Genomic DNA, 24,683 nt, shown 5'->3' on the forward strand with positions numbered 1-24,683 from the left:
TCCCGGGCGTGCACCACGCCCGGGATCGCTATGTCCAGCGGATTAGCTCCGCAACTCACTCATTCCGCGAATGTACTGTGATCCTTGAGGGGGGAACGCAATGCGCCACGCACATGCAATTCGAAAGACACCGGTTACCATCCTGGCCGTATCGGTCGCCATGGCATTGTCGACACCCGCCTTCGCGCAGCAGACCGGCCCCACCGAAGCTGAGCGTCTTACCGAGCTGGACAAGGTCACCGTTACTGGCTACCGCGCAAGCCTGCAGAAGTCGCTGGACGAAAAGCGTTACAGCGTCGAACAAGTGGACGCCATCTTCGCCGAGGACATCGGCAAGTTCCCGGACCAGAACCTGGCCGAGTCGCTGCAGCGCGTGGCCGGCGTCTCCATCGACCGCGAAGGCGGTGAAGGCCAACGCATTTCCATTCGCGGTCTGGGCTCCGATTTCACGCGAGTGCGCCTCAACGGCCTGGAGGCGCTCTCCACGGCCGGCACCGGCAGCGCCGGCGTCAATCGCAGCCGCGGCTTCGATTTCAACACCTTCGCCTCGGAGCTCTTCAGCCAGGTCAAGGTCAACAAGACCCAGTCGGCGCAAATGGACGAAGGCTCGCTGGGTTCCACCGTCGACCTTCGCGGTTCGCGGCCCTTCGACTTCGAAGGCTTCCAGGCTTCGCTCAGCGGCCAGATGGGTTACAACGAACAGTCGGAGCAGTCCGACCCGCGTGTGTCGGGCCTGATCAGCGATACCTGGGCCGACGGGCGCTTCGGCGCATTGCTTTCTGTCGCCTATAGCAAGCGCAACGTGTCGGAGGAAGGCTATAACCCAGTGCGCTGGGAACACGGCAACCACCGCAACTCCAACCAGGCCACCGCCACCAACAACGGCACCTACGGCTTCTGCAGCCCGGTGGGCTATAACCCGCAGACGCCACGCAACCGGCTGCCCAATGAAACCCCCGCCGGTAGCGGTAGTCAGGCCAACCAGGACCGCAACAACGGCTGGGGCAGCTATGGCATCACCGCCACCAGCTGCGGCACCGGCCTGCCGCGTCCGGCCAACACGCCGGAGAACATCGCCGCCTACGAAACCGCGACCAACGCCTGGATTCCACGCTATCCGCGCTATATCCGCACCGCCCACGAGATCGAGCGGCTGGGCGTGACGACGGCCCTGCAATTCAAGGTCTCGGACAACACCGTGCTCAGCTTCGACGGCATGTACTCCAAGCTGGACAAGGACCAGCGCGAGGATTCGGTGGGTGCCAATCTGCACCGCGCGGCCAACCTGGGCGGCAAGACCCAGATCACCGTGCGCGAGGCGCAGGTCGACGACATGAACCGGCTGGTCTACGGCGTGTTCGACAATGTGGACTTCCGCACCGAATCCACGCAGATCGAAGAATCGACCGAGTTCCAGCAGTACAGCCTCAACCTCGCCTACAACGACGACGATGTGCGCGTGGACGCCACTATCGGACATTCGTCTTCCGACTATTCGCGTCCGATCTTCTCATTGGTCAGCTTCGACAATCAGAACCAGGATGGCTTCGTGCTGGATATGCGCAACAACGCCAGCATGCCCAGCATGACCTTCCCCTTCGCGCTGAATGACCCAAACGCTTGGTCGTGGCTGGGTTACGGCGCGGTGCCGGTCAATAGCAACGGTACCGCGCGCGGCTCCAACATCAGCGAGGTGCGGCTCAACCCGCAATATGTCGACAACGCGTTCGACAGCGCCAAGGTGGATCTGGATTTCGTCATCAACCCGACTTTCACCTTCCGCACCGGCCTGGCGTACAAGGACTACGACATGTCCTCGGAAGAGTACCGCCACATCAGCTACGGACGTCTGGCGCAGGCGTTGCCATCGGGAGTGACGGTGGGCGACCTGAGCACCACATTGTCCGGCTTCGGCAGCGGCCTGGACGGCGATGTGCCCAGCGGCTGGCTGATCCCGGACTTCGACAGGATCGCGGATCTGCTGGACATCAACTGCAATTGCGATACCGGACTCGCGGGCGGCGACTATCGCCTGTCCAGCGTCGGCCACTTCGGCGCTTCGAACAACAATTTCGAGGTCAACGAGAAGAGCTTCGGCACTTATCTGCAGCTGGATTTCAACACCGATCTGTTCGATCGCGCGTTCCGCGGCAACCTGGGCGTGCGTTATGTCAGCACCCAGATCGCCGCATCGGGTTATGCGCCTTGCGCGGCCAGCGCCGCGGCGAACAATTCCGACGCCTGCGAGACGTTCTTCGGCGTGGCCAGCGCCACCACCCCTGCAGGCGATCGCCTGCTGGTGCGCAGCGAAGTCGATCACAGCTATACGGACGTCTTGCCCTCGCTCAACCTGGCCTGGGACGCGGCCGAGAACCTGGTGCTGCGCTTCGGCGCGGCCAAGACCATGGCGCGCCCCGCACTGACTTACCTGTCGCCCGGCGTGAGCGGCGGGCCCACCGGCTACTTCGACGACGGCCGCGTGTTCTCGATCAACTTGGGCAATCCCAAGCTCGCGCCTTTCCGCTCGACCAACTATGACCTCAGCGCGGAATGGTACTTCCAGGAAGGCGGTCTGCTGTCGGCGGCGGTGTTCTACAAGGACATCGAAAGCTACATCCAGCGCACACGCCTGCTGACCACCTGGGGCGACATGGGGTATTCGCTGGACCTGCTGCCGGCCGGCTTCACCGCCGACACGCAGTTCAACGTGCAGAGCTATTTCAATACTCCAGGCGGTCCCCTGAAGGGTTATGAGCTCACGTACCAGCAGCCGTTCACCTTCCTGCCTAGATTCTGGAGCCACTTCGGCGTGCAAGTGAACTACACGCATGTCGAATCCGAGATCAAATATCTGTTCACCACCGCCGCCAACAACAATACGACGGTGGTGACGAGTTTCGTCGAGAACGATCTGGTCAACCTGTCGCCGAATTCCTACAACGCCACGCTTTATTACGACGACGGCAAGTTCAGCGCGCGTGTGTCCACTAGCTATCGCGACGGCTACATCGGCGAAGTCCTCAGCCGCGAAAACGTCTGGGACCTGGATGGCAACGAGTTGATCACCGCGGACGTTACCGGCAAGAACAGCGTGAGGAACGTGGACTTCAACATGTCCTATGAGGTCAGCAAGAACTTTAGCTTGACCTTCGAAGCGATCAACCTGCTGGACACTCCCGACGAGCGCTACGTGGATTCCGAGCTGAAGCTGGCCGATCGCTATACCGTCAGCGGACGCCAGTACTACTTCGGTGCCCGCTACCGCTTCTGAATTGCGCCACACCTCACGCGACGGCCGGAAAGGCGGACTTTCCGGCCGTCTCGCGTGTGGGATGCTGGCCTTTCTTGCAGCGTCGGCTTCCCCGCAGACGCTCCACGGCGACGCATTCGACCTCACACAACTCCTTAGCGCATGAGACCGTTCGAATGAAGTATCGGCTGAGCCTGATCCTGACCCTACTTTCGCTGTCGGTGCCTGCGCTGGCTGGCAATGTGCGCACCGATCCGGTGGCTGAGAACATGTTGTTACTGCAGACCGCCTCCGGCGGTTGGTCCAAGCATTTCGATGACAAGGCAGTGGACTACGCGCGCAGTTACCTGCCCGCCGAGATCGCTGCGCTGACATCGGCGGATCGGCACGACGACGCCACCATCGACAACAAGGCGACGACCCGCGAGATACGCTATTTGGCGGAGACCTACCGCGAAACCGGCAACCCCGCCTACCTGGAGTCTGCCCGCCGCGGCGTGGCCTACCTGCTGGCCGCGCAATACCCTAACGGAGGCTGGCCTCAGTACTACCCGGACCGCTCGCTGTACCGCCATCAGATCACCTACAACGACGATGCCATGGTGCGCGTGCTGCAATTGCTGCAGGACGTGGCCGAAGGTCGCGAGGCGCTGATCGCGCTGACTCCCGAATACGCCGGACGTGCTCGCGAAGCGGTGTCGCGCGGCATCGCCTGCATCCTGGCGACCCAACTGAAGATCGACGGCAAGCCAACGATCTGGGCGGCCCAGTACGACGAGATCACCTTGCAACCGGCCAAGGCCCGCTCCTACGAATTGCCGTCGTTGGCGGTTTCCGAGTCGGTCGCCGTGGTGCGTTTCCTGATGCGTCAGCCGCAGCCCACACCCGCGATAGTCGACGCCGTCGATCATGCAGCGCAATGGTTCGACCGGCATCGTTTGCGCGACACCGCCTTGCGCAAAGTCGAGGCGCCCAGCGAGGAGACCGGCCAGGATGTGCTGATCGAGACGCAACCCGGCGCTTCGCTGTGGGCGCGTTTCTACGACCTGGACCGGCAGCGGCCGATGTTCGTCAATCGCCAGGGAGAACGGGTCGCGCGCTTCGCCGACATCCCCAACGAACGCCGCGTCGGCTATGCCTGGTATGGCATCTGGCCGGAGAAACTGCTGAACCAGGATTTACCGCGCTGGCGTAAGGCCGTCGCGTCACTCCCGATATCCATCGCGCCTTGACCGATGGCTCCTCGCACTGCGCGGCGCCCTTTCGCTCTAGGCATGCGGCAGGATCAAGGAATCAGTTGTCCACGAAGCGCCGGCACCGCGCGTGAGAGCTCGTCGGCGACGATGGCGGCGAACAGGTCGGCGCCTTCCGGGCCGATGTGGGTGTAGTCGAACGCAAGCTTGGCCTGTCCCATCGGTTCGACTGCGGCATTCGCCTGCGTCTGCCCTTTCGTTGTGCCCGGTGTCGGCATACCGATCGTGGTGCCTGACTGCGCCGCGCTGACCTGCTCCGGTGCGGGCGGCCGCTGCGCAGTACGCATGGCCAGCACCGGTCCCATGCCCTGCACCAGTGCCTGGCTGCGCGCATATAGATCGACCAGCGGCACCTCCATTTCGGCGGCGACCTTGCGCGTGGCTTGCGCCCAAGGTTCGAGATCCTGCAGCAACTCACCGTTCTTGAATTGGCGCCGGGTCAGCGGCGTCAACAACACCGGCTGCGCGCCCGCCGCGCGAATTTCGCGCACATAGCGGCGCAGGTTGTCGGGGAACTCGGTGGCCAGATCGGTGGAACGGCCCGGCTTGCCGGGCTGGTCGTTATGACCGAACTGCACCAGCACGTACACGGCCTGGTAAGGCCCCTTGCGCATTTCGTGCAGGGCGATGTCCCAGGAGCCTTCCGCACGATAGTTGTAGCTGCTACGTCCGCCGCGCGCCAGATTGACGCAGGCCAGGAACGAGGTCGCGTGCTGCGCGCAGAAACTAGGGCCCCAGCCGCCCTGCACTGCGGTGGTGGAGTCGCCGACCAGCACGATCTTGCTGGCCCGGATCGGCTTGAGCGGCGGGCGTTCCTGCGCGAGCCCCTGCAACGCGAGGGCCAGCAACAGCACAGCGGCGAACAGTCGATGGAAGTTGTTAATGATGGGACTCCGGGCTGGGCGCGGACTCAAGCCGTACCGCGCTGGATGAAGGGCGCGCGCTGGTACAGCCGGCGTTCGCCGCCACGCGGATCGTTCTGCATGCTTGGGGTAGCGCCGAACAGCATGGTTTCGCGGCGCTCCAACGAGTACGGCGACCAACCGGCGGTTGCGCCGGTACGCGGATCGCCGCTGCGCGCGAAAGCCAGCAGCGCATCGCTCATCGCGTCGGCCACGCGCTGCGCCTGCTCGCTGTCGCCGGTGCGCGAACCGGGCTGACGGATGTTGTCGAATACCAGCGGAATGTCCAGGGTGTGGAAGGCGCGCAGGCGTTCGCCTTCTTCGCCACCCGGATGCCAATCGAGCTGGTAGGCCCAGGTGTTGGCGCCTTGGCGCGCCCGCACTTCCAGTTCCTCCACCGCGCCGCGCCAGGAACGTCCGGCAGTAGTGGCGGCGAAGAACACTTCGGACGGCGTGTAATCGGGATACAGCCGGCGGTATTCGGCAATCACCACCTCGGGCGCGATGTCGACGAACTGGTGCACCGCCAGCTTGTCCGGTAGGTCGTCCCAGTGCAGCGCGAAGTTCGCGGGGCCGTTGCCGAGAAAGGCGCGGGTCTCATCGCGAGTGTTGCCGATCACCATCGCGATTTGCGCCGACTGCGCAGGCGCATCCGGCCAAAACGGATGCCGCGGCAGGTCTTGTCCGTCCATCACCGGACCGAAGTACAGCCCGCTGTCCTCGACCCGTGAAGGGTCGCGCACCGACTGCGCCCGCAATAGCGCCCCCATCGGCAAGCTGCGCAGAGGTTCGATATCGCCTTCGCCCAAACCCAATGCCTGCAGATAGATCCGCGCACGCTGGTCCGCGGCGCGCGGCCCGGCCGCAGTGACTTGCTGGCCACTCATGGTCCAGGCGCGGTGGAACAGGCCGCGCGCCGCCGGCATCGCCATCAGCGTGGCGATCTTGGCGCCGCCGCCGGACTGGCCGAACACGGTGACGTTGCCGGCGTCCCCACCGAATTCTTGCGCATGCTCGCGAACCCACTGCAGCGCCTGCACCAGATCCAGCTGGCCGACATTGCCCGAGTGTTGGAAGTCTTCGCCGCCGAGTTCGGCCAAATAAAGATAGCCGAAGGCATTGAGGCGATGATTGACCGTGACCACGACCACATCGCCACGCCGGCACAGGCGCACACCGTCGTACAGCGGATTGCTGCCCGAGCCGTTGTTGTAGCCGCCGCCGTGGATGTAGAAAAGAATGGGCCGCTTGCCGCCGTCGCGCAGAGCCGGCGTGCAGACGTTGAGAAACAAGCAATCCTCGCTGCCCGGGCCGTCGTTGCCGTTCTGAGGCGCGCTGGCGCCGGGCTGCGTGGCGTCGCGCACGCCGCGCCACGCGGATTCCTGCAATGCCGGTCTGAACCGGCGCGGCGCGGTGTCTGCACCGTAGCGAATGCCTTTGAAGACCTGCATGCCATGGTCGCGATAGCCGGCGACGCGGCCACTGCGCGTTTTGGCCAGTGTTGTCGCTTCTCCCGCGGTGGCGAGCAACCGCGGCGCGCTGGTCGCTGCGCCGATCAGCGCAGCCTGCTGCAGGAAAACCCTTCGTCCTGCATCCATGCCGTTTACTTCAGCGGCTCGCGATGCTGCAACGGCTTCAATGGTTCCATCGTACCCAGGTCCCAGTCGGCTTCGACGAAGGGCTGGCGGGTTTCTTTCTGCTTGGGATAGCCACCGACCTCGCTTTCGTTGTCGATGATGCCGCCCCGCCCTTCGATGGTATCCGCCACGATGCGGCGATCGACGTCGTCCCGATCCCAGGGCCGCGCGCCGGCGTTGGCGATCACCGCATCCTGCACTTGCGCCGACGCCAACACGTTCACGCCGAACGGCAGCTCCGGCGCGCGCTTGAGCGCATTCACCTTGACCGGTGCGTTGGTGTAGCTGCCTTCGGCGTCGATCTTGTGCCGGCCCACGCGGTCCACCAGCAGGTTGTCCTGCGCGAACAGGTCGATATCGCCAGAGCCGCCGATCATGAAGAACGCCAGATCCTGGGTGGAAGGCCCGGCGCGCATCACGTTGCCGCGCAACACCATCTGCCCGGTTTCGTAGTCGTGGCCCTGCCATTCTTCGGCGATCAGGTTGTAATGCGCCGCGCGCTGACCTGGGTTGTAGATCAGGTTGTTGATCACCTGTCCGCGCACGCCGCCCTTGAACAACGGGTTGCGTTCGTAATTGTGCGCGTACAGGTTGCCGACGATGAGGATGTCGCGCACATGGTCGTGGATCAGCGAACCTTTGGAGTGTTCGCCCTTGGCATGGGTGGAATGGGCCAGACCCTCGGCGATGATGTTGTTGCTGAAGGTGATCCGATGCGAAGTGGCGGCGGCGTTTTCCTCGGCATCGTTGCCGGCGAAACGCTTGCCGGAGGCGGACAGGTTTTCGTCGGTGGCCCAGGTCAGCGTGCAGTGATCGACGATCACGTCGTGCGCGCCCACCGTGGATATGGCATCGAAATCCAAGCCGGCCATGCGCGCCGCGCCGGTGGAGCCGGGGCGCACGCGGAGATGGCGCACGATGATGTTGTTGGCGGCGATGTCGATGCCGCCGCGAATCAGAGTGATGCCAGGCGAAGGCGCGGTCTGGCCGGCGATGGTCAGGTCCGGTTCGACGATGCGCAGGGTTTTCGCGCCCAAGTCGATGACGCCGCCCACCTCGAACACCACGATGCGCGACCCCTTGCTGTTGACCGCTTCGGCGAACGAGCCGGGACCGCTTCCCGCCAGGGTAGTGACACGAAGGATCTTGCCGCCGCGGCCACCGGTGGCGTGCGCCGCCCAGCCCTGGGCGCCGGGGAAGGCCAGCGTTGCGTCGGCTGGCGCCGCACTGGCGCCCGGCGGCATGAGCAGCGCGGCAGCGATCGCGGCGACAGCAAAGGGACGGCACAGGGCCATGCGCATGGCGCGGGTGGATTTCATTCGGCTCCCTCCCAGGAGTGGATTATTGCCCTCGGCCGTTCGGCTTTGCGGCACTGCGTATTGTAAATGACACCGGTTTACCATATACAAGCCATCGACCCCTGCTGTCCATCGGCAGTGCAGCAAAACAACACTATTGGGAGAGGCCGCTTGAGTACCGGCGACAGCATTCAGGAAACGACGCCCGGATCCCCGGATCTGGCAAGGATCGCCGACAGCTTCGTTGAAGCGCGTACGCGAGGAGGCTCCTTACCCGACTTTCCCGGCAGTATTCCTGCCGACCTCATCGCGGCCTATCAGGTGCAAGATTTGGCCATCGCGCGTTGGCCGGACCGTGTGGTGGGCTGGAAAGTCGGTTTCATCGCCGCCGAACGCCGCGACGGCTCCGGCGACGACCGCCTGCTGGGCCCTATTTTCTCCGCCGGGCTGTTGGATGCCACCGGTGGCAATGTGGCGTTCCCCGTGTTTTCCGGTGGATTCGCCGCGGTCGAAGCCGAGTACGTGCTGCGCCTTCAGGCAGATGCGCCCGCCGGCAAAACCGACTGGACGCCTGAGGAAGCCGCTGGCGTACCGGCGACGCTGCATATTGGCGTCGAGATCGCCAGCAGTCCGCTGGCGACCATCAATCTATTGGGCCCCCGCGTGGTCGTCTCCGATTTCGGCAACAACAACGGGTTGATCCTAGGGGCGGAAATTCCGGACTGGCTGGCGATACCCGAGGCCGAACTCACCTGCCATACCTTCATCGAGGAGCGGCTGGTGGGAAGCGGCGGCGCGACCACCCTGCCCGGCGGATTGCGGACGGCGTTCGCGTTCGCCTTGTCGCGTTCGGCCAAGCGCGGTCGTCCTTTGAAGGCCGGCGACCTGATCGCCACCGGCAACGCCACCGGCATCCACGACATCGCCGTGGGCCAGTCGGCGCGCATCAGCTTCACCGGTTTCGGCGATATCACCTGCTGCGCACGTGCCGCCACGCCGGTCGATACAAACGATGCGGGGAGCGGGCATCGATGATGGACCGTCGCAAATTCCTTGCCGCCGGCGTTGGCGTCGGCGTTACCGCATTGGCCGCAGGCTGCAAGCCGACGAGTGCCGCCACCGCTTCGCAACAAGTGCTGCGCGCGGCGGACGTCCACGTGGATGGCTATCCCACTGTGGAAGCGGTGCGCTGGATCGGCCGCTATTTGAGCGAGCGTACCGACGGGCGTTTGAATACGCTGGTCTATCACTCCGGACAGCTGGGTCGGGAAACGGTCACTGTCGACCTGGTTCGCTTCAACGCCCTGGCTTTGGCGCGTGTCTATCTAGCCACGATGAACGATTCCGTGCCTGCCACGCGGATCCTCTCGCTTCCGTTCCTGATCGATTCCACGCCGCATCTGCGGCGCACGCTGGACGGCGAACTCGGCAAATCGCTGTTGGGCAGTTTCGAACGCCGCGATCTGGTCGGACTGGCCTTCTACGACTCCGGCTCGCGCAGCATCTACAACACCAAGCGGCCGATCCACACGCCCGACGACCTGCGCGGCCTCAAGCTGCGCGTACCGGTGTCCGAGATATTTGTCCGCCTTATCCATGCGCTGGGCGCCAATGCTACCCCGCTGCCGTACGGCGAAGTTTTTTCAGCGCTACAGACGCATCTGATCGACGGCGCCGAGAACAACATCAAGAGTTTCCATTCGAGCCGTCAGTTCGAGGCGGCGCATTACTGGTCCGAGTCCCAACACACCTTCACGCCCGATGTGCTGTTGATGTCGCGCACCGCCTACGAGCGGCTGGCGCCGAAGGATCGCGAGCTGATCCGCGAGGCGGCAGCGGCTTCGGTGCCTTATGCGCGCGGCCTGTGGGACAGCTCCGAGAACAAGGCGCGCGAGGCGATCATCGCGGGTGGGGTGAAAGCAAACGCCGTGGACCGCGAGTCCATGCGCGCCGCCACCGCCGGCATCACCCGCGAATATCTGCGCGAACCGGAGTTGGCGCGTCTCTACGAATACGTTCGCGCCACGGCGTGATCGCATGCAAATCCTTCTGAAACACCACTGACTTGAAGCAACGCCTACATCGCCGGGAGAGCCGATGAGCGACACAAAAACGAGTGCCCCTTCGGGCTGGCCGGAGAGGCTGGCGCGCGTCACCACCTGGATAGCGGGAATCGCGCTGGTCAGCATGGCCGCGGTACAGGCATGGCAGGTATTCGCGCGCTACGTGCTCAACGCCTCTCCGGACTGGACCGAACCGGTGGCGTTGCTGCTGCTCAACACGGCGATGATGTTCGGCGCCGCGGTCGGCGTACGCGCCGAGTCGCACTTCGGCTTCTTCATCGCCCGCGATGCCGCGCCGCCGCGCGTGGCGCGGGTGATGTACGGTTTCAGCCGGCTGGTGGTCGCGGCCGTCGGCGCGCTGCTGGCCTGGTGGGGAGCCATTCTGGCCGCCGATAGCTGGGAAGTCCCGATGGCGGGCGCCCGCATTCCCGAAGGTACGTTCTACCTGCCGTTGTGCTTGGGCGGTGCGTTGATCGCGGTGTTCTCCCTCAACCATCTGTTCGCTGGCAACACCGCCGCGGAGCGGAGCGAATAATGGCTATCGCGATTCTCTTCTTTGTGTTTCTCGGCTTGCTGATCATGGGAGTGCCGGTGGCGTTCTCCCTATTCACCGCCTCCCTGTCTACGCTGATCTACCTGGGACTGCCGGCGATCGTGGTAGCGCAGCAGACCGCCACCGGCGCGGCCTCCGCTTCGCTGTTGGCGATACCGCTCTTCATATTCGCCGGCGAGATCATGCTGCGCGGCGGAATATCCGAACGCTTGATAGGACTGGCCTCTTCCTTGGTCGGACATGTGCGCGGCGGCCTGGGACAGGTCAGCGTGTTGTCGTCGCTGTTCTTCGGTGGGGTTTCCGGCTCCGCCATCGCCGACGTGTCGGCGGTGGGCGGCGCCATGATCCCGCAGATGGTGAAGCGCGGTTTCGACCGCGATTTCGCCGTCAACGTGACCATGACCGCAGCGCTGGTGGCCTTGCTGGTGCCGCCCTCGCATAACCTGATCCTGTATTCGGCCTCGGCCGGCGGCAGCATCTCCATCGCCGATCTGTTCGCGGCGGGTATCTTCCCCGCGCTGCTGATGACGCTCACGCTGATGGGGGCCACCTACATCATCGCCAAGCGCCGCGGTTATGCGGTGGAGCTCTTTCCGGGCTTCGGCGTAGTGTTGCGCCGCTTCGTCTCCGCGCTACCGGGCCTATTGCTGGTGGCGCTGATTTTCGTTGGCATCAAGGCCGGCATCTTCACCGCGGTGGAAAGCGCGGCGATCGCCGTGGTCTATGCGCTGTTCGTCACTGCAGTGATTTACCGCAACCTGACCTGGCAGGATTTCATCGGCACCATGGGCCATGCCGCACGCACTACCGGCATGATCCTGCTGGTGATCGCCTCGGCCGCCGCGTTCGGCTGGTTGCTGGCCTACCTGCAGGTGCCGACCGCGGCGGTCGAGCTGCTCACCGGCCTGACCACCAACAAGAACCTGATGCTGCTACTGATGATCCTGATCTTGCTGGTGTTGGGCACCTTCATGGATCTAGCGCCGATGATCATCATCTGCACGCCGATCTTCCTGCCGCTGGCCAAGGCCATCGGCATCGATCCCATCCACTTCGGCGTGATCCTGATCCTGAAGGGCGGAATCAGTTTGATCACGCCGCCGCTGGGATCGGTACTGTTCGTCGGCACCGCCATTGGCAAGATCAGCATCGGCGAATGCCTGCGCACCATCTGGCCGTTCTGGCTGTCGGCGCTGGCCGTGTTGCTGGTGGTCGCATTCGTGCCCGAGCTGTCACTGTGGTTACCCAGGATGCTGAAGTCATGAGTCGGGTAAGACTGCGCACGATGCTAGCCACGCTGCTGTTGCTTACACCGCTCGCGATGGCATCCGAGACGAACGAGCCGCAATGGAAGCGCGGCATCGAAAATCAGCGCCAGGCCGATCTGGGCAATGGCAGCTTCCTCAACCCGGTGTTGTCCGGCGACCACCCAGATCCATCGGTGCTGCGCGATGGCGAGGATTACTACCTGACCCTGTCCTCCTTCGAAGCCTATCCCGGCTTGCCGATCTGGCATTCGCGCGACTTGGTCAACTGGCAGCCGATCGGGCATGGCATCAAGACCAATGTCGGATCGATCTGGGCGCCCGACCTAGTCAAGCACAAGGGCCGCTACTACCTCTATTTCCCCGCGCGCCGCGGCGGCACCGAAGGCAGCACGCGCAGCAACTTCGTGGTCTGGGCCGACGACATCCTCGGGCCCTGGAGCGAACCCATCGATATCGGCCTGCCCGGCCACATCGATCCCGGCCACGCCGTAGGCGAAGACGGCAAGCGCTACCTGTTCCTTAGCGGCGGCGACTACGTGCAACTGGCCGACGATGGGCTAAGCACCGTCGGCGAGGTCAAGCACGTCTACGATGGCTGGAAGTACCCCGAGCAATGGGACGTGGAGGGCTACGCCCAGGAAGGCCCCAAGATCACCCGCCACAACGGCTGGTACTACATGATCACTGCCGTCGGCGGCACCGCCGGTCCGCCGACCGGGCACATGGTCATCGTCGCGCGCTCGCGCTCGATCCACGGCCCTTGGCAGAACGCACCCAACAATCCGGTCGTGCGCACCGAATCCAGGGACGAGTACTGGTGGTCGCGCGGCCACGCCACGTTGGTGGAGGATGTCGCGGGCCAATGGTGGATGATCTACCACGGCTACGAACACGGGTTCTGGACGCTGGGCAGGCAGGCGTTGCTGGAACCCATCGAATGGACCGACGACGGCTGGTTCGTCGCCAAGGGCGGAGACCTGAGCCAACCGATCCGCAAGCCCGCAGGCACCGCGTCGGGGCCGCACGGCATGCCGCTGTCGGATGACTTCTCCAACGGCAAGCTCGGTCCGCAGTGGGCCTTCTTCAAGCCGGCGCCCGACGAATACGCGCGCGTGAGTTTCGGCGACGGCGCCATGGCCCTACGTGGAAAAGGGAGCTCTCCACGCGACAGTTCGCCGCTGGGTTTCATCGCCGGCGATCTGGCTTACCAGTTCGAAGTCGAAATGGAGATCGAGCCCGGCGCGCAGGGCGGCGCCCTGCTGTTCTACAACGACAAGCTCTATGTGGGTGTAGGCAGCAACGGCGAGAACTTCATCATGCACCGCTATGGGACCGAACGCCCGGCGACGCTCGCTGCCAGCGCTAAAGGCGGCCGGCTATGGCTGCGGGTCACCAACAACCGCCACGTCGTCACCCTCCACAGCAGTACCGATGGCGTTACCTGGACCAAATACCCGGTGCAGATGGAAGTCTCCGGCTACCACCACAACGTCGCCGGCGGCTTCCTGGCCCTGAAACCGTCGCTGTACGCGACGGGCAAGGGCGCAGTGAAATTCCGCCATTTCCGCTACCGCGCGCTGGACTGACGGCGCGCGGGTAGAATCCAACCCGATCCTTTCCTCCAGACAGCGACGTCCATGCCCGCGCGCAAGAAGCCCGAAACGCCCGCCAAACCCTCCGTACCCGGCAAGGCGTCGACGATCAACGACATCGCGCGGCTGTCCGGGGTTTCCAAGAAAACCGTATCGCGCATCATCAACCACTCGCCACTGGTGCGTAAGGACACGCGCGAGAAAGTGGAAGCGCTGATGCGCGAGGTGGGGTATTCGCCCGATCCGATGGCCCGCGGACTCGCGTTCCGCAAATCGTTCCTGATCGGCATGGTCTACGACAATCCGACCGCGCAGTACATCGTCAACATGCAGTACGGCGCGCTGGACGCGATCCGCGATTCCGGTTTCGAGTTGGTAGTGCATCCCTGCGACAGCCGCAGCCCCAATTACATCGACGGCGTGCGCCGCTTCGCCCAGCAGCAGAAACTGCACGGTGTCATGCTGGTGCCGCGCGTTTCCGAAGACCAGGCCCTGGCCGATATGCTGCTGGAAATCGGCTGCCGCTATGTGCGCATCGCGCCGGTGGCGATGGACGATATGTCGCGCATGGTGGTCACCCACGACCGCGACGGCGCCGCCGAAGCGGCCGACTATCTGTACATGCTCGGCCATCGCGACATCGCGCTGATTACCGGCCCCAACAACTATCGTTCGGCGCTGGAACGCACGGCCGGTTTCGTCGAAGGACTCGGCCGCTACGGCATGGAGCTGCCGAAGTCGCGGATCGTGGAAGCCGGCTACACCTTCGAATCGGGCGTGTCCGCGGCCGAAAAACTGCTTGCCGGCAAGCAACGCCCTACCGCCATCTTCACCGGCAACGACGAAATGGCCGCCGGCGTATACAAGGTCGCCATGCGCTCGGGCATCAGCATCCCGCAGCAGCTGTCGGTGGTGGGTTTCGACGACAGCCCGCTGGCCTCGCGTCTGTGGCCTTCGCTGACCTCCGTACGTCGCCCCACTCGCGATACCGGGCGCCTGGCCGCCTCCATGCTGGTGCAACCGGACGCCATGGCCACGCTGTCCTCAGCCAGCGTGCGCCCGCATCTGGTGATTCGCGACTCCTGCCAACCACCGGAATGAGCGTGGCGCATCCGCCCTGCTTTGACCTCCCCCTTTGAAAAAGGGGGATTGAGGGGGATTTGCTCTTGCTCCGCAGCAAGATCAAGAGCAAATCCCCGTAGCCCCCTTTGCCAAAGGGGGCAAAGCCACACAACCGTACTGCTTGTTTTTCCTTCTGGATAAGTCCTGCCGCACTGCGAAATGACACCGGTTACCATAGGCCTTAGAATCACCCTTAGCCCGGGTGCCGTCCACCCATCGCCCCGCACGGAGCCGACCATGTACTGTAAGACCTACCACGCCACCCACCCCGACATGATGGAAGGCGCCAGCAACGACCAGTTGCGCGACCGCTACCTGATCAGCGGCCTGTTCGTGGCCGACACCGTGCAGTTGAACTATTCGCACAACGAGCGCTTCGTCATCGGCGGCGCGGCCCCCATTTCCAAAGCAATCGAACTGCCGCGCCAGACCGAACCGGCCTCGGCCGCCGGCAAGCCGTTCCTGGAACGCCGCGAGTTGGGCGTGATCAACGTCGGCGCGGGTAGCGGCAAGGTCATCGTAGACGGCACCAGCTATACGCTGGGACCGAAGGATGGCCTATACGTGGCGATGGGCAGCGCCGATGTCTCGTTCGCCTCCGATGATGCGGCCAACCCGGCTCGCTATTACCTGACCTCGACGCCGGCGCACGCGCGTTTCGAAACCAAGCCGCTGGCCATCGCCAACGCGGTCTCGCTGGAGCGTGGCTCGCTGGAAACCAGCAATGAACGCACCATCTACCAGTACATCGTGCCCGCCACCTGCCAGTCTTCGCAGCTGCTGCTGGGGCTCACCGTGCTCAAGACCGGCAGCGTCTGGAACACCATGCCCCCACACCTGCACGACCGCCGCAGCGAGGTCTATTTCTACTTCGACCTCGGCGATAACGATCGCATCTACCACTTCATGGGCGAACCCGATGCGCAGCGCCACATCGTGGTCGCCGACGGCGAAGCGGTGGTGTCGCCGCCCTGGTCGATCCACATGGGCTCAGGCACCAGCAACTACTGCTTCATCTGGGCCATGGGCGGCGAGAACCTGGACTACACCGACATGAACGTGCTCGACATCTGCCAGCTCAAGTAGAACCGGCCTGGTCTTTGTAGAGCCGGTCTTGCCCGGCTGAGGCTTTGGCCGGAAGCCAAGAGCCAAATGCCAAAAAGCAGCCGAGCAAGCTCGGTTCTACAAAAAAAACACAGCAGAAACCCACCCACGCACCGAGGGAAAACACATGGCAAGCAATCCATTCAGTCTGGAAGGCAAGGTCGCGCTGGTCACCGGCGCCAACACCGGTCTTGGCCAAGGCATCGCACTGGCGCTCGCCGAAGCGGGCGCGGATATCGCTGGCGCCGGCATCGTGGCCGCTACCGAGACCGAGGAAAAAGTGATGGCGCTGGGGCGCCGCTTCCTCAACATCGAAGCCAATCTCAGCAGCATCGAACCGGTCGAACGCATCGTCGCCGAAACCGTGGCCGGCCTGGGCGGACTGGACATCCTGGTCAACAACGCCGGCCTGATCCGCCGCGCCGACGCGGTGGAGTTCAGCGAGAAGGACTGGGACGACGTGATGAACGTCAACATCAAGGGCGCGTTCTTCATGTCGCAGGCGGCGGGCCGACATTTCATCGCCCAAGGCAGCGGCAAGATCATCAACATCGCCTCCATGCTGTCGTTCCAGGGCGGCATACGCGTGCCGTCCTACACCGCCAGCAAGTCCGGCATCGCTGGCATCACCCGCCTGCTGGCCAACGAATGGGCCGCCAAGGGCATCAACATCAACGCCATCGCGCCGGGCTACATGGCCACCGACAACACTGCGCAGCTGCGCGCCGACGCCGATCGCAACAAAGCCATCCTGGAGCGCATTCCGGCCAGCCGTTGGGGCGAACCGGCCGATCTGGGCGGCACCGCTGTGTTTTTGGCATCGCGCGCTTCGGACTACGTCAATGGCGCAGTGATCCCGGTCGATGGCGGCTGGCTGGCCCGGTAGCGAATTGGGGGGAGCGGCCTCTGGCCGCGAGCTTTCGGACTTTCTGTTGGAAGAGCTCGCGGCCGGAGGCCGCTCCCACACCTGACTCACATCCTGATTCAAATCTAGAGGCGAATCGATATGTTGAGGTGGATGTTATTTCTGGTCTTCATGGCAGCAGCAATTTCCGCTGCTGCAGGCTCGCCAACCCGCCAGGTCTTCATCGCCGGCGATTCCACCGCCAGCGAATACGGTCCGGAGCGCGCCCCGCGCACCGGCTGGGGTCAGGTGCTGCAAACCTACCTGGACAAAACCTGGCAAGTACGCAACCACGCGCAGAGCGGACGCAGCGCGCGCAGCTTCATCTACCAGGGCTGGTTCGACGGCATCGCCAAGGATCTGCGCAAGGGCGACGTACTGCTGATCCAGTTCGGCCACAACGACGAGAAAATCGAGGATCCCGCGCGCTACAACGAGCCGTTGCAGGCCTATCCGCAATGGCTAATGCGCTATGTGACGCTGGCCCGCGAACGCGGCGCCACGCCGATCCTTATCACGCCGGTGGCGCGGCGCAAGTTCGACCACGGCCAACTGCTCGATACGCACGGAGCCTATTCGCAAGCAGTGCGCGATCTGGCCAAGCGCGAGCAAGTCGGCCTGATCGACCTGGGCGCGACCAGCATGGACTGGCTGCGCGCGTTGGGCGATGAACCGTCCAAAGCCTTCTACATGCATGTGCCCGAACAGGGCCAAGCCGACGACACCCACTTCCAGCGCCGCGGTGCTTTTGCTGTGGCTTGCCTGGTGGTGGGGGGCTGGGAAAAACTGGATCCTGCGCTGAAGCAGCACCTGGTTCGCGATACCGACTGCGGTGCACGCCCGACCGCGCTGACCGATCGGTCCTCGCAGCCGTACCCCTCTCTCGTTGTGCACGAACGCGATATCGCAGTAACGCAACCCGGGCCCCACGGCGGCTCGGGCGAAACCACGGCGTATCCGTTCTTCAAGGACGCGCCGGGCATGTCGTTCGAGTTCCGCAAGCGCGCCCTGCGGCGCGGCGCCGGGATCGGCCTGCACCAGCACGATCATGACGAGATCTATTACGTAATCAGCGGAACCGGCGTCTATACGCTGGACGGCAAGGAACACCCGGTCGGCCCCGGCAATGCCATGCTGACCCGTCCCGGCAGTACCCATACCATCCGCCAGACTGGCGATGAGGACTTGGTCCTGCTGATCACTTACCGCAAGAAAGGCGACCAATAGCCGGCAACGGCACGCCACTACTTCGCTAGTGGACGCGCCCAGCGCGTGTAGGTTTGCTCGATGTCCTTGCGCAGTTCGCGGTAGGGCGCCGTGCCCGGTTTGGCCTGCAGACGCGTCGCCACGCCCGCCCAACCGTCGGCGTGGTCGCGGGACCACTCGCGCACCACGACCCGGCAGGGTTGTGCAATCCGCTGTGCCAGTGCGCAAGCCATGAAGATGTCGCCTGGCCCCCAGGTGGGCTGTTGCTGCATGGCTTCTACATAGTCTCGTGGCACCGAATAGTAGCGCGCGACCTCATCGGCGAAGCTTCGCGGATAGCGTGCGGCATAGCGATTGATATCCGTCAGCTGGCGGTCTATCCACGCATCGCCGCTGCGCGGCTGGTAAGCGGATTCTTCGGCGGGCTGCGCGAACGCGCGCGCGGCCATGCCCAGAAGTAGCGCGGCGATCAGTAGGCGGGAGAGCGGATACGTCATGACTTGATTGCCGCGACGGATAGCCGCAAAAGCGCATCGGGAAGATCGCGGGCGGTGTCGACCTGCAGCATGCGCGGCTCTCCTTCCGCAATCGCGTGTTCGGCCTCATGCGCCCAGGTGATGTGGTACGGCATGTAGATGCCCCACCCACCGAGCGCGACCACCGGTTCGATATCCGAACGCAGGGAATTGCCGATCATCACGAACTCGGCAGCGGGCACCTCGAGCTCACGGAGCACGCGCGCATAGGTCTTAGTGTCCTTCTCGGACACCACCTCAATGCGATGGAACACGTCGGCCAGTCCGGATTGTTCGATCTTGGATTCCTGGTGGAACAGATCGCCTTTGGTGATCAGCACGATCTCGTGCCGTGCGGCGATGGTGTGCACCGCCTCCCGGATGCCATCGATCAGGACCACCGGGTGCTGCAGGGTGCTGCGGCCGATTTCGATCACGCGGTGAATGTCGCGTGCGCTTATGCGCTCTCCGGTCAGCTGTACGGCCGACTCGATCATCGACAAGGTCATGCCCTTGGCGCCATAGCCGAATATACGCAGGTTGCGGCGTTCCACTTCCAGCAAGTGCTGCAGGGTGCGCGCGTCAGTCAGGTCGATGTACTGGCCTATGATTTCCTCGAAGGCCAGTTCCGCGGCACGGTAGTAGTCCTCGCTCTTCCACAGAGTATCGTCGCCGTCGAACCCGACCCAACTGATCCCACCCGCCATTATTCGCCGCCTCCTGTAACGCACGGCGTCAGGATAACAGCGACGGCGGCACGCGAAGGGCGGCCCAAGCCGCCCTTCGCTGTTGCCCGGAGTAAGTTCGTTCCGTCCTCTCGGAACCGAGATATCTTCGGTCAGTTTTTCGGGGGGGAATCGCTATCGGTCGGAGTCGGCGCTGTCGCCGGGTCCGACGGCGGTGTAGCCGGATCGGTCGGCGGCGGAGTGGTCGAATCCGCGGGAGCCGGTGCGGCCGGATCGGTGGCGGGAGGGGTTTCAGCCGGTGGCGGCGCCTCGGCCGGCGGCGTGGTTTCCGCGGCGGGCGGCGCCTGTTCGTCGACCGGCTTGTTGCAACCGGAAATCAGAACAGAAGCGGACAAAGCCGCGACCAACACCAGCGCTATGCGCACTGGCGAGTTCTCACGTGGTTCTGTGAAGTCTTTCGTTTTCATCGCTTTCTCCTCTCGAGTGTCTTGTCGTGTGTTTGTCTTGTCGTGTATTGAAACTCCGTCGTCCAAAAAAGGAAAAGGAGACGGCTTGCGCCGCCCCCTTCCCCGATGCCGACACAGAGGTGTCGGTTTTGCAGCAACTCAGTTTTATGTCAGCTTTTGCTTATTTCTTCGACTCCGGCTCGCCGTAATTCTTGCTCACGAACGCCTTATATTCGTCGGGAGTCAGCTTACCGTCGGTGTCCGCATCGGCCTTGTCGAAGATCTGGGAAAGACCGGCATTGGAGGACGCTTCCTGCTTGCTGATAGCGCCGTCTTTGTCGGTGTCCACATCGTTCCAGCCCTGCTTGCCGCCGCTCGATGCAGCGCCGGTAGCCTGCTCGGTCGGCTGCGTGGCCGCGCCCTGCGCGCTGTCGGTCGGGGTTGCGGATTCGGTGGGAGTCGGCTGCTCGGTCTGCGGCTGCGCGGCTTCTTCGGTCTGCGATTGTGCATAGGCCATCGGCATCGCCAGAGCGGCGGACAGGGCGATCAGACCAAGCGTGGATTTGGTGTTCTTCATCGTCGTTACTCCGTAGGTGTGGGTGCTATTCGTCGCACGGCCACACCATGCACAAACGCTGCTGAATCAAACAGGCAGGCGAATTCGCCGCTGCACATCGTGTTAACCACAAGGCCGGCAGAAGCGGTTACCCACTTCGTTAGTGAGTCGTGAACGGCTAGTAAGCCCAGCGTTTCGTTTGTGATGAAATCGTTCTATCAATCGGGCTTATCGGCGTTTTCGCCCTTTTCCGGAACGCTATCTTCACGAAATCCGCCGCTGAACAATTGCCAACCGACCGCAACGCCGGCCAATGCGCCCGCTACTTCGCATACCACTCGTGCGCCTAGCGATTCGGCATCGTGGATATTCTGCAGGGCCAGACGCGCATACAAAGGCGACTCCAACTTCATGAAGCCCAGGTAGAAAAGATTCCATGTATCGATGCCTCCAGCCACTACCGCCGCGGTTATGCAGGCCCAGCCGATCACGTGTCCTATGCTTGCGCCTACCCATCGCATCAGCCAGTTCCACAAGCCATACGACAGTATTCCGACCAGCAACGCGATCAAGCCGGCTTCTAGCGCGCCCAGAAATCCGAGATGCAATGGCAGGTTCACGGACTGCGCACCAGGGTCGACGAGATATCGGCCGACGAGATATCAGCCATGACCTCGCGAAAATCCAGAAGTAAGGCGAGCTGTTTGCAGAAAGTCATACGTCGTTTTCCGCACGCGCCACTACGCTCACCTCACCGTCGTCGCCCGTCGTCACCGACACATTGATCGGGCGGCAGCAGACTTGGCAATCCTCGACATACTGTTGATGATCGACCGAGTCATCGATGAACAGATCGATGGGTTCCCCGCAATAGGGACACTGGATGGATTCGAAGGGAAGCATGGTGTCCGTGTGTCTGCCGTGGGAAGCCACAGTCTCCCATTATTCGTCGTGCTCTATCCGTCACGCATGGCTAACCCGGTTGGGGAGGTAATGGGCGTGGTTTCAAGAGGAGGCCGAAATCATGAAGACCCGTCATGTATTCAGCGTTCCCGACCTAGCTGCCGCCCAGGATGCCCTCAGCGTCGCGCGTGAGGCCGGCCTTACCGACGACAACCTGTCCCTGATCGCGCGCGCCGACATAGAGCTGGACTCGATCCAGGACCGGCACAAGGATGCGGCCACCGATTTCATGCCGGCCGCTTTGCGTGGCGCGGCCACCGGAGGCGCCGTGGGGCTAGTGGCCGGGCTGGTTGCTATCGCATTCCCTCCGCTGGGAGTAACGCTGGCCGGCGCGGCATTGCTGACCGTAGGCGGTGCGGCGGTCGGCACCTGGGTATCGGCATTATTGGGATCGACAGTGGACGATCCGGTCAGGCGCAAGTTCGAGGGAGAAATAAGGGCGGGCCGGATCCTGGTGGTGCTCGACGCCGAGGATCCACAACTGCCTGCAGCGGAAGCGGCCCTGCTCAGACTTGGGGCGACGCGATTGCCCTACGAGGGCACCACTGCGTTGACCTAAGCCGTAGCCCGGCCCGGCCCGGAACCTACTTTCTCTCAGGCTCGGCGAGCGCCGTCGAATCGATAGCGATACGGACCTAGTCGCTCAGGGTCTGCCCTGGTGCCAGCTGGCGCATGCGCAGCAACAATCCGCTGGTGTAGACCAGCGAGTAGGCGATCAGCGTCGCCGCGATGCCCATAGTCAGCGGACTAGCCTGTAGCGCGGCCTGCGCGGAGCCGCCAGTCAGGGCGCCCTGACTCCAACGCCAGGCCAGGCGTCCGAGCAGCAGTAGGCTGAGTCCGCCGCCGATCCAGGGGTTGGGCGTGTAGAAGCGCTGTCCGTCGGTCACTTGGGCATGGGTGTACTTCAGCGCGAACACGCCCAGTGCGCCCCCCAATACCGCGCCGATACCGATGCCTACGCCCACGTGCGGCAGGAAGACGGCTGCGCATATCAGACTGACCGCCACCAGCGACACCAGCACCAAGCGGGCAATGGTGCGCTTCGGTTGCCAACGCTGGCGACCGAAACTGCGTCGGATGCGGCGGTAATAGAGCCAGCCGATGCCGGCGGTGGCGAGATAGGGCGTCAGAGCTGGGAGGACGGCGGCGGGCATGGGAAGGTCTCGCGTTGACTCGATCCAGAATATGCCCTGCGCACCTGCAATCTAGGTGCCAGAGGTCATTCGTTGCGTCCCGAGACAGTAAGGCAAAACGCGGCCTTTACGGCACCCGTGCCATAACCCCTCAACCCTTTCGGAGAATTCCCATGCCCCGCAACCTGCTTACCGCCGCCTGTGCGACTGCACTGCTCGCCCTCTTTGCGACCGGCTGCGCCGCTCAGGAAAAGACACGACTGCCCTTCCAGTCCACCCCGATGGGCCAGTTCAAGGAGCCGTGGGCGATGACCTTCCTGCCCGACGGGCGCCTGCTGGTCAGCGAGAAGAAAGGAGCGTTGAAACTGGTCGCCTTGGGTGCGACGCCTGCCGCAAACAAGGTCGGCGAGATCAGCGGAGTGCCGGCGGTGGCCTATGGTGGACAGGGCGGCTTCGGCGATGTCGTGCTGCATCCGCAATTCGCCAGCAACGGCTGGGTGTACCTCAGCTATGCCGAGGCCGGCAAAGACGACACGCGCGGCGGCGCGGTGGCTCGCGCCAAACTGACTCTGGATAAAAAAGGCGGCGGTGCGCTGTCCGATCTGTCGGTGATCTGGCGCCAGGTGCCGAAGGTTTCCGGCAACGGGCATTACGGCCATCGCATCGCCTTCGGTCCCGACGGCAAGTTGTGGATCACCTCGAGCGAGCGCCAGAAATTCACCCCGGCACAGGACATGAAATCCAACCTGGGCAAGATCATCCGCCTTAACGACGACGGCAGCGTACCGGCCGACAATCCCTTCGCCAAACAGGGCGGCGTGGCCGCGCAGGTGTGGTCGCTGGGACATCGCAATGCGCTGGGCATCGCTTTCGATGCACAAGGGCGCTTATGGGAACAGGAAATGGGGCCGGAGGGCGGCGACGAGTTGAACCTGATCGAACGCGGCAAGAACTACGGCTATCCCACCGTCTCCAATGGCAACCACTACGATGGCCGCGACATTCCCGATCATCCGACCCGCCCTGAATTCGAAGCGCCGAAGGTCAGCTGGAACCCGGTGATCTCTCCCGCCGGCCTGCTGATCTATTCCGGCAAGGCATTCCCGGACTGGAACGGCGATGCCTTCATAGGCGGGCTTTCGTCCAAGTCGCTGGTACGCATTGAATTCGATGGAACCCAAGCGCGCGAAGCGGCGCGTTACGACATGGGACAGCGCATCCGCGAAGTCGAACAGGGTCCCGACGGCAATCTGTGGCTGCTGGAGGACGAGAAGGAAGGTTCGGGCGGCCGACTGCTGAGGCTCAGCCCGGCGGCTTAGGAATGTTGTAGGAGCGCGTAGGAGCGACGCGAGTCGCGATGCTCTGAAAATGTCCGTTCTTCGCGACTCGCGTCGCTCCTACAAAATTCCTACGGCGAGGATTTGAGTTTTTGCTGGATCGCATCGGCCGGCGTTAGCGGCGCAGGACCCAGCGCCTGCCGGTAGCGCTGGTGCAGCGCTTGCACCTTCTCCACATAGGCCTGGGTCTCCGCGTACGGCGGCACGCCCTTGTAGCGCGTGACCGCACCGATGCCTGCGTTATAGGCGGCCGCGACCAGAATCAGATCGTTCTTGTAGCGCTTCAGCAGCCCCTTCAGATGCTTGGCGCCGGCATTGATCGATTGCACCGAAGAATAAGGATCCACCACGCCGTATTGCTTCGACACTTCCGGCATCAGCTGCATCACGCCCTGCGCGCCCTTTGGCGAAAGCGCATTCGCATCGAAGCCGCTTTCGGCATGGGCGATGGAGCGCAACCACGCATCCTCCACGCCCGTGGATTTAGACGCCGCCTTGAATTGTTTGGCGTACATGTCCAGGCGCGGCTTGCCCACCTTGCCCAGGCCGGGATGCGCCGGTTCCCCGGGCGGCGTTTCCACGGTGAACTTCAGGTACACGGTGGAGCCTGGCAGTTTGCGGGTGCCATAGACCAGTTGCCCGTCTTGCTCGCGCTGGTACAGCGTGCCGCTGAACACGCCCATCGATCCCCACAGGTTGGGGACCTTGGCCGTATCGTCCTCGACTTGCTTGGCTTCGCACTTGGAACCCGGCTCCGGCGCGGTCGACAGGCTGACCGTGCCGTTGCGCACGCAGCGGTAGACCGTGCGCGCTTCCACGGACGGTGAGGCTAGTGCGAGGAGGCCGATCAACCAGGCGGCCAGCAGGGTGCGGGGCGAAAACATGCGCGGATCGT

At 63.6% G+C, this 24,683-nt stretch carries 24 protein-coding genes; 13 read left to right on the forward strand and 11 right to left on the reverse strand.

Translation table 11 applies throughout. The features are described 5' to 3' along the window. Positions 1-100: 100 nt before the first annotated feature. Together AC1DTQ_RS15550 and pelA are read left to right on the forward strand one after the other, a co-directional pair. Positions 101-3,271 (forward strand): TonB-dependent receptor, encoded by a 3,171-nt coding sequence (locus tag AC1DTQ_RS15550; RefSeq protein ID WP_477850736.1) that lies wholly within the window; start codon positions 101-103, stop codon positions 3,269-3,271. Between the two features lie 155 nt (positions 3,272-3,426). After that, complete coding sequence (gene pelA / locus AC1DTQ_RS15555; protein ID WP_477850737.1) at positions 3,427-4,482, forward strand: pectate lyase; 1,056 nt, start codon at positions 3,427-3,429, stop codon at positions 4,480-4,482. A gap of 53 nt (positions 4,483-4,535) precedes the next feature. Here the strand turns inward: pelA and AC1DTQ_RS15560 are convergent, their stop codons facing one another. The 3 genes from AC1DTQ_RS15560 to AC1DTQ_RS15570 form a co-directional block, all read right to left on the reverse strand. Then, positions 4,536-5,351 (reverse strand): rhamnogalacturonan acetylesterase, encoded by an 816-nt coding sequence (locus AC1DTQ_RS15560; protein WP_477850861.1) that lies wholly within the window; start codon positions 5,349-5,351, stop codon positions 4,536-4,538. A gap of 62 nt (positions 5,352-5,413) precedes the next feature. Further along, on the reverse strand, positions 5,414-7,003 hold the full coding sequence (locus AC1DTQ_RS15565; protein WP_477850738.1) for a carboxylesterase/lipase family protein: 1,590 nt from the start codon (positions 7,001-7,003) through the stop codon (positions 5,414-5,416). 5 nt (positions 7,004-7,008) lie between these two features. Continuing rightward, complete coding sequence (locus AC1DTQ_RS15570) at positions 7,009-8,361, reverse strand: pectate lyase family protein (RefSeq protein ID WP_477850739.1); 1,353 nt, start codon at positions 8,359-8,361, stop codon at positions 7,009-7,011. A 198-nt stretch (positions 8,362-8,559) separates the two neighbouring features. On the opposite strand from AC1DTQ_RS15570, the gene AC1DTQ_RS15575 reads away from it, so the two are divergent. The 9 genes from AC1DTQ_RS15575 (at position 8,560) to AC1DTQ_RS15615 (ending at position 18,173) form a co-directional block, all read left to right on the forward strand. Beyond that, positions 8,560-9,375: a 2-keto-4-pentenoate hydratase gene (locus tag AC1DTQ_RS15575; RefSeq protein ID WP_477850862.1), complete on the forward strand. Its 816-nt coding sequence runs from the start codon at positions 8,560-8,562 to the stop codon at positions 9,373-9,375. Next, positions 9,372-10,373 (forward strand): TRAP transporter substrate-binding protein, encoded by a 1,002-nt coding sequence (locus AC1DTQ_RS15580; RefSeq protein WP_477850740.1) that lies wholly within the window; start codon positions 9,372-9,374, stop codon positions 10,371-10,373. The genes AC1DTQ_RS15575 and AC1DTQ_RS15580 overlap by 4 nt, the downstream gene beginning before the upstream one ends. A 64-nt stretch (positions 10,374-10,437) precedes the next feature. Next, positions 10,438-10,938, forward strand: a complete 501-nt coding sequence (locus tag AC1DTQ_RS15585; protein ID WP_477850742.1) for a TRAP transporter small permease — start codon at positions 10,438-10,440, stop codon at positions 10,936-10,938. After that, complete coding sequence (locus tag AC1DTQ_RS15590; RefSeq protein WP_477850743.1) at positions 10,938-12,221, forward strand: TRAP transporter large permease; 1,284 nt, start codon at positions 10,938-10,940, stop codon at positions 12,219-12,221. Before AC1DTQ_RS15585 ends, AC1DTQ_RS15590 begins: the two co-directional genes overlap by 1 nt. Next, positions 12,218-13,810, forward strand: a complete 1,593-nt coding sequence (locus tag AC1DTQ_RS15595; RefSeq protein ID WP_477850744.1) for a family 43 glycosylhydrolase — start codon at positions 12,218-12,220, stop codon at positions 13,808-13,810. The genes AC1DTQ_RS15590 and AC1DTQ_RS15595 overlap by 4 nt, the downstream gene beginning before the upstream one ends. A gap of 51 nt (positions 13,811-13,861) precedes the next feature. Next, on the forward strand, positions 13,862-14,917 hold the full coding sequence (locus tag AC1DTQ_RS15600) for a LacI family DNA-binding transcriptional regulator (RefSeq protein WP_477850745.1): 1,056 nt from the start codon (positions 13,862-13,864) through the stop codon (positions 14,915-14,917). A 258-nt stretch (positions 14,918-15,175) separates the two neighbouring features. After that, positions 15,176-16,024 carry a 5-dehydro-4-deoxy-D-glucuronate isomerase gene (kduI, locus tag AC1DTQ_RS15605; RefSeq protein ID WP_477850746.1) on the forward strand — a complete coding sequence of 283 codons (849 nt, stop codon included), beginning with the start codon at positions 15,176-15,178 and terminating at the stop codon, positions 16,022-16,024. A 145-nt stretch (positions 16,025-16,169) separates the two neighbouring features. Further along, positions 16,170-16,928 carry a 2-dehydro-3-deoxy-D-gluconate 5-dehydrogenase KduD gene (gene kduD / locus AC1DTQ_RS15610; protein ID WP_477850748.1) on the forward strand — a complete coding sequence of 253 codons (759 nt, stop codon included), beginning with the start codon at positions 16,170-16,172 and terminating at the stop codon, positions 16,926-16,928. A 120-nt stretch (positions 16,929-17,048) separates the two neighbouring features. After that, a complete protein-coding gene (locus tag AC1DTQ_RS15615; RefSeq protein WP_477850749.1) occupies positions 17,049-18,173 on the forward strand; it encodes a cupin domain-containing protein in 1,125 nt (374 codons plus the stop codon). A 17-nt stretch (positions 18,174-18,190) separates the two neighbouring features. On the opposite strand, the gene AC1DTQ_RS15620 is transcribed toward AC1DTQ_RS15615, so the two are convergent. From AC1DTQ_RS15620 to AC1DTQ_RS15645, 6 genes are all read right to left on the reverse strand, one after another. After that, positions 18,191-18,649, reverse strand: a complete 459-nt coding sequence (locus AC1DTQ_RS15620) for a hypothetical protein (RefSeq protein WP_477850750.1) — start codon at positions 18,647-18,649, stop codon at positions 18,191-18,193. Continuing rightward, positions 18,646-19,374: an HAD family hydrolase gene (locus AC1DTQ_RS15625; protein WP_477850751.1), complete on the reverse strand. Its 729-nt coding sequence runs from the start codon at positions 19,372-19,374 to the stop codon at positions 18,646-18,648. Before AC1DTQ_RS15625 ends, AC1DTQ_RS15620 begins: the two co-directional genes overlap by 4 nt. Before the next feature lie 131 nt (positions 19,375-19,505). Then, positions 19,506-19,820, reverse strand: a complete 315-nt coding sequence (locus tag AC1DTQ_RS15630; RefSeq protein ID WP_477850752.1) for a hypothetical protein — start codon at positions 19,818-19,820, stop codon at positions 19,506-19,508. 160 nt (positions 19,821-19,980) lie between these two features. After that, entirely contained in the window at positions 19,981-20,376 is a 396-nt protein-coding gene (locus AC1DTQ_RS15635) for an EF-hand domain-containing protein (RefSeq protein WP_477850753.1), read from the reverse strand. A gap of 197 nt (positions 20,377-20,573) precedes the next feature. Continuing rightward, entirely contained in the window at positions 20,574-20,975 is a 402-nt protein-coding gene (locus tag AC1DTQ_RS15640; protein ID WP_477850754.1) for a hypothetical protein, read from the reverse strand. A gap of 94 nt (positions 20,976-21,069) precedes the next feature. Next, positions 21,070-21,258: a CPXCG motif-containing cysteine-rich protein gene (locus AC1DTQ_RS15645; protein ID WP_477850755.1), complete on the reverse strand. Its 189-nt coding sequence runs from the start codon at positions 21,256-21,258 to the stop codon at positions 21,070-21,072. Between the two features lie 121 nt (positions 21,259-21,379). Here AC1DTQ_RS15645 and AC1DTQ_RS15650 point away from each other — a divergent pair, with 121 nt between their 5' ends. Next, positions 21,380-21,877 carry a hypothetical protein gene (locus AC1DTQ_RS15650; RefSeq protein ID WP_477850756.1) on the forward strand — a complete coding sequence of 166 codons (498 nt, stop codon included), beginning with the start codon at positions 21,380-21,382 and terminating at the stop codon, positions 21,875-21,877. A 76-nt stretch (positions 21,878-21,953) separates the two neighbouring features. Here AC1DTQ_RS15650 and AC1DTQ_RS15655 read toward each other — a convergent pair whose 3' ends face one another. Continuing rightward, positions 21,954-22,472 (reverse strand): CcdC protein domain-containing protein, encoded by a 519-nt coding sequence (locus AC1DTQ_RS15655; RefSeq protein ID WP_477850757.1) that lies wholly within the window; start codon positions 22,470-22,472, stop codon positions 21,954-21,956. 152 nt (positions 22,473-22,624) lie between these two features. Between AC1DTQ_RS15655 and AC1DTQ_RS15660 the strand changes: the two genes are divergently transcribed. Then, complete coding sequence (locus AC1DTQ_RS15660) at positions 22,625-23,770, forward strand: PQQ-dependent sugar dehydrogenase (protein WP_477850758.1); 1,146 nt, start codon at positions 22,625-22,627, stop codon at positions 23,768-23,770. An 89-nt stretch (positions 23,771-23,859) separates the two neighbouring features. Here AC1DTQ_RS15660 and AC1DTQ_RS15665 read toward each other — a convergent pair whose 3' ends face one another. Further along, positions 23,860-24,672 (reverse strand): lytic transglycosylase domain-containing protein, encoded by an 813-nt coding sequence (locus AC1DTQ_RS15665; protein WP_477850761.1) that lies wholly within the window; start codon positions 24,670-24,672, stop codon positions 23,860-23,862. Positions 24,673-24,683: the final 11 nt, after the last annotated feature.

The sequence above is a fragment of the Pseudoxanthomonas sp. P4_B2 genome, from assembly GCF_056402315.1.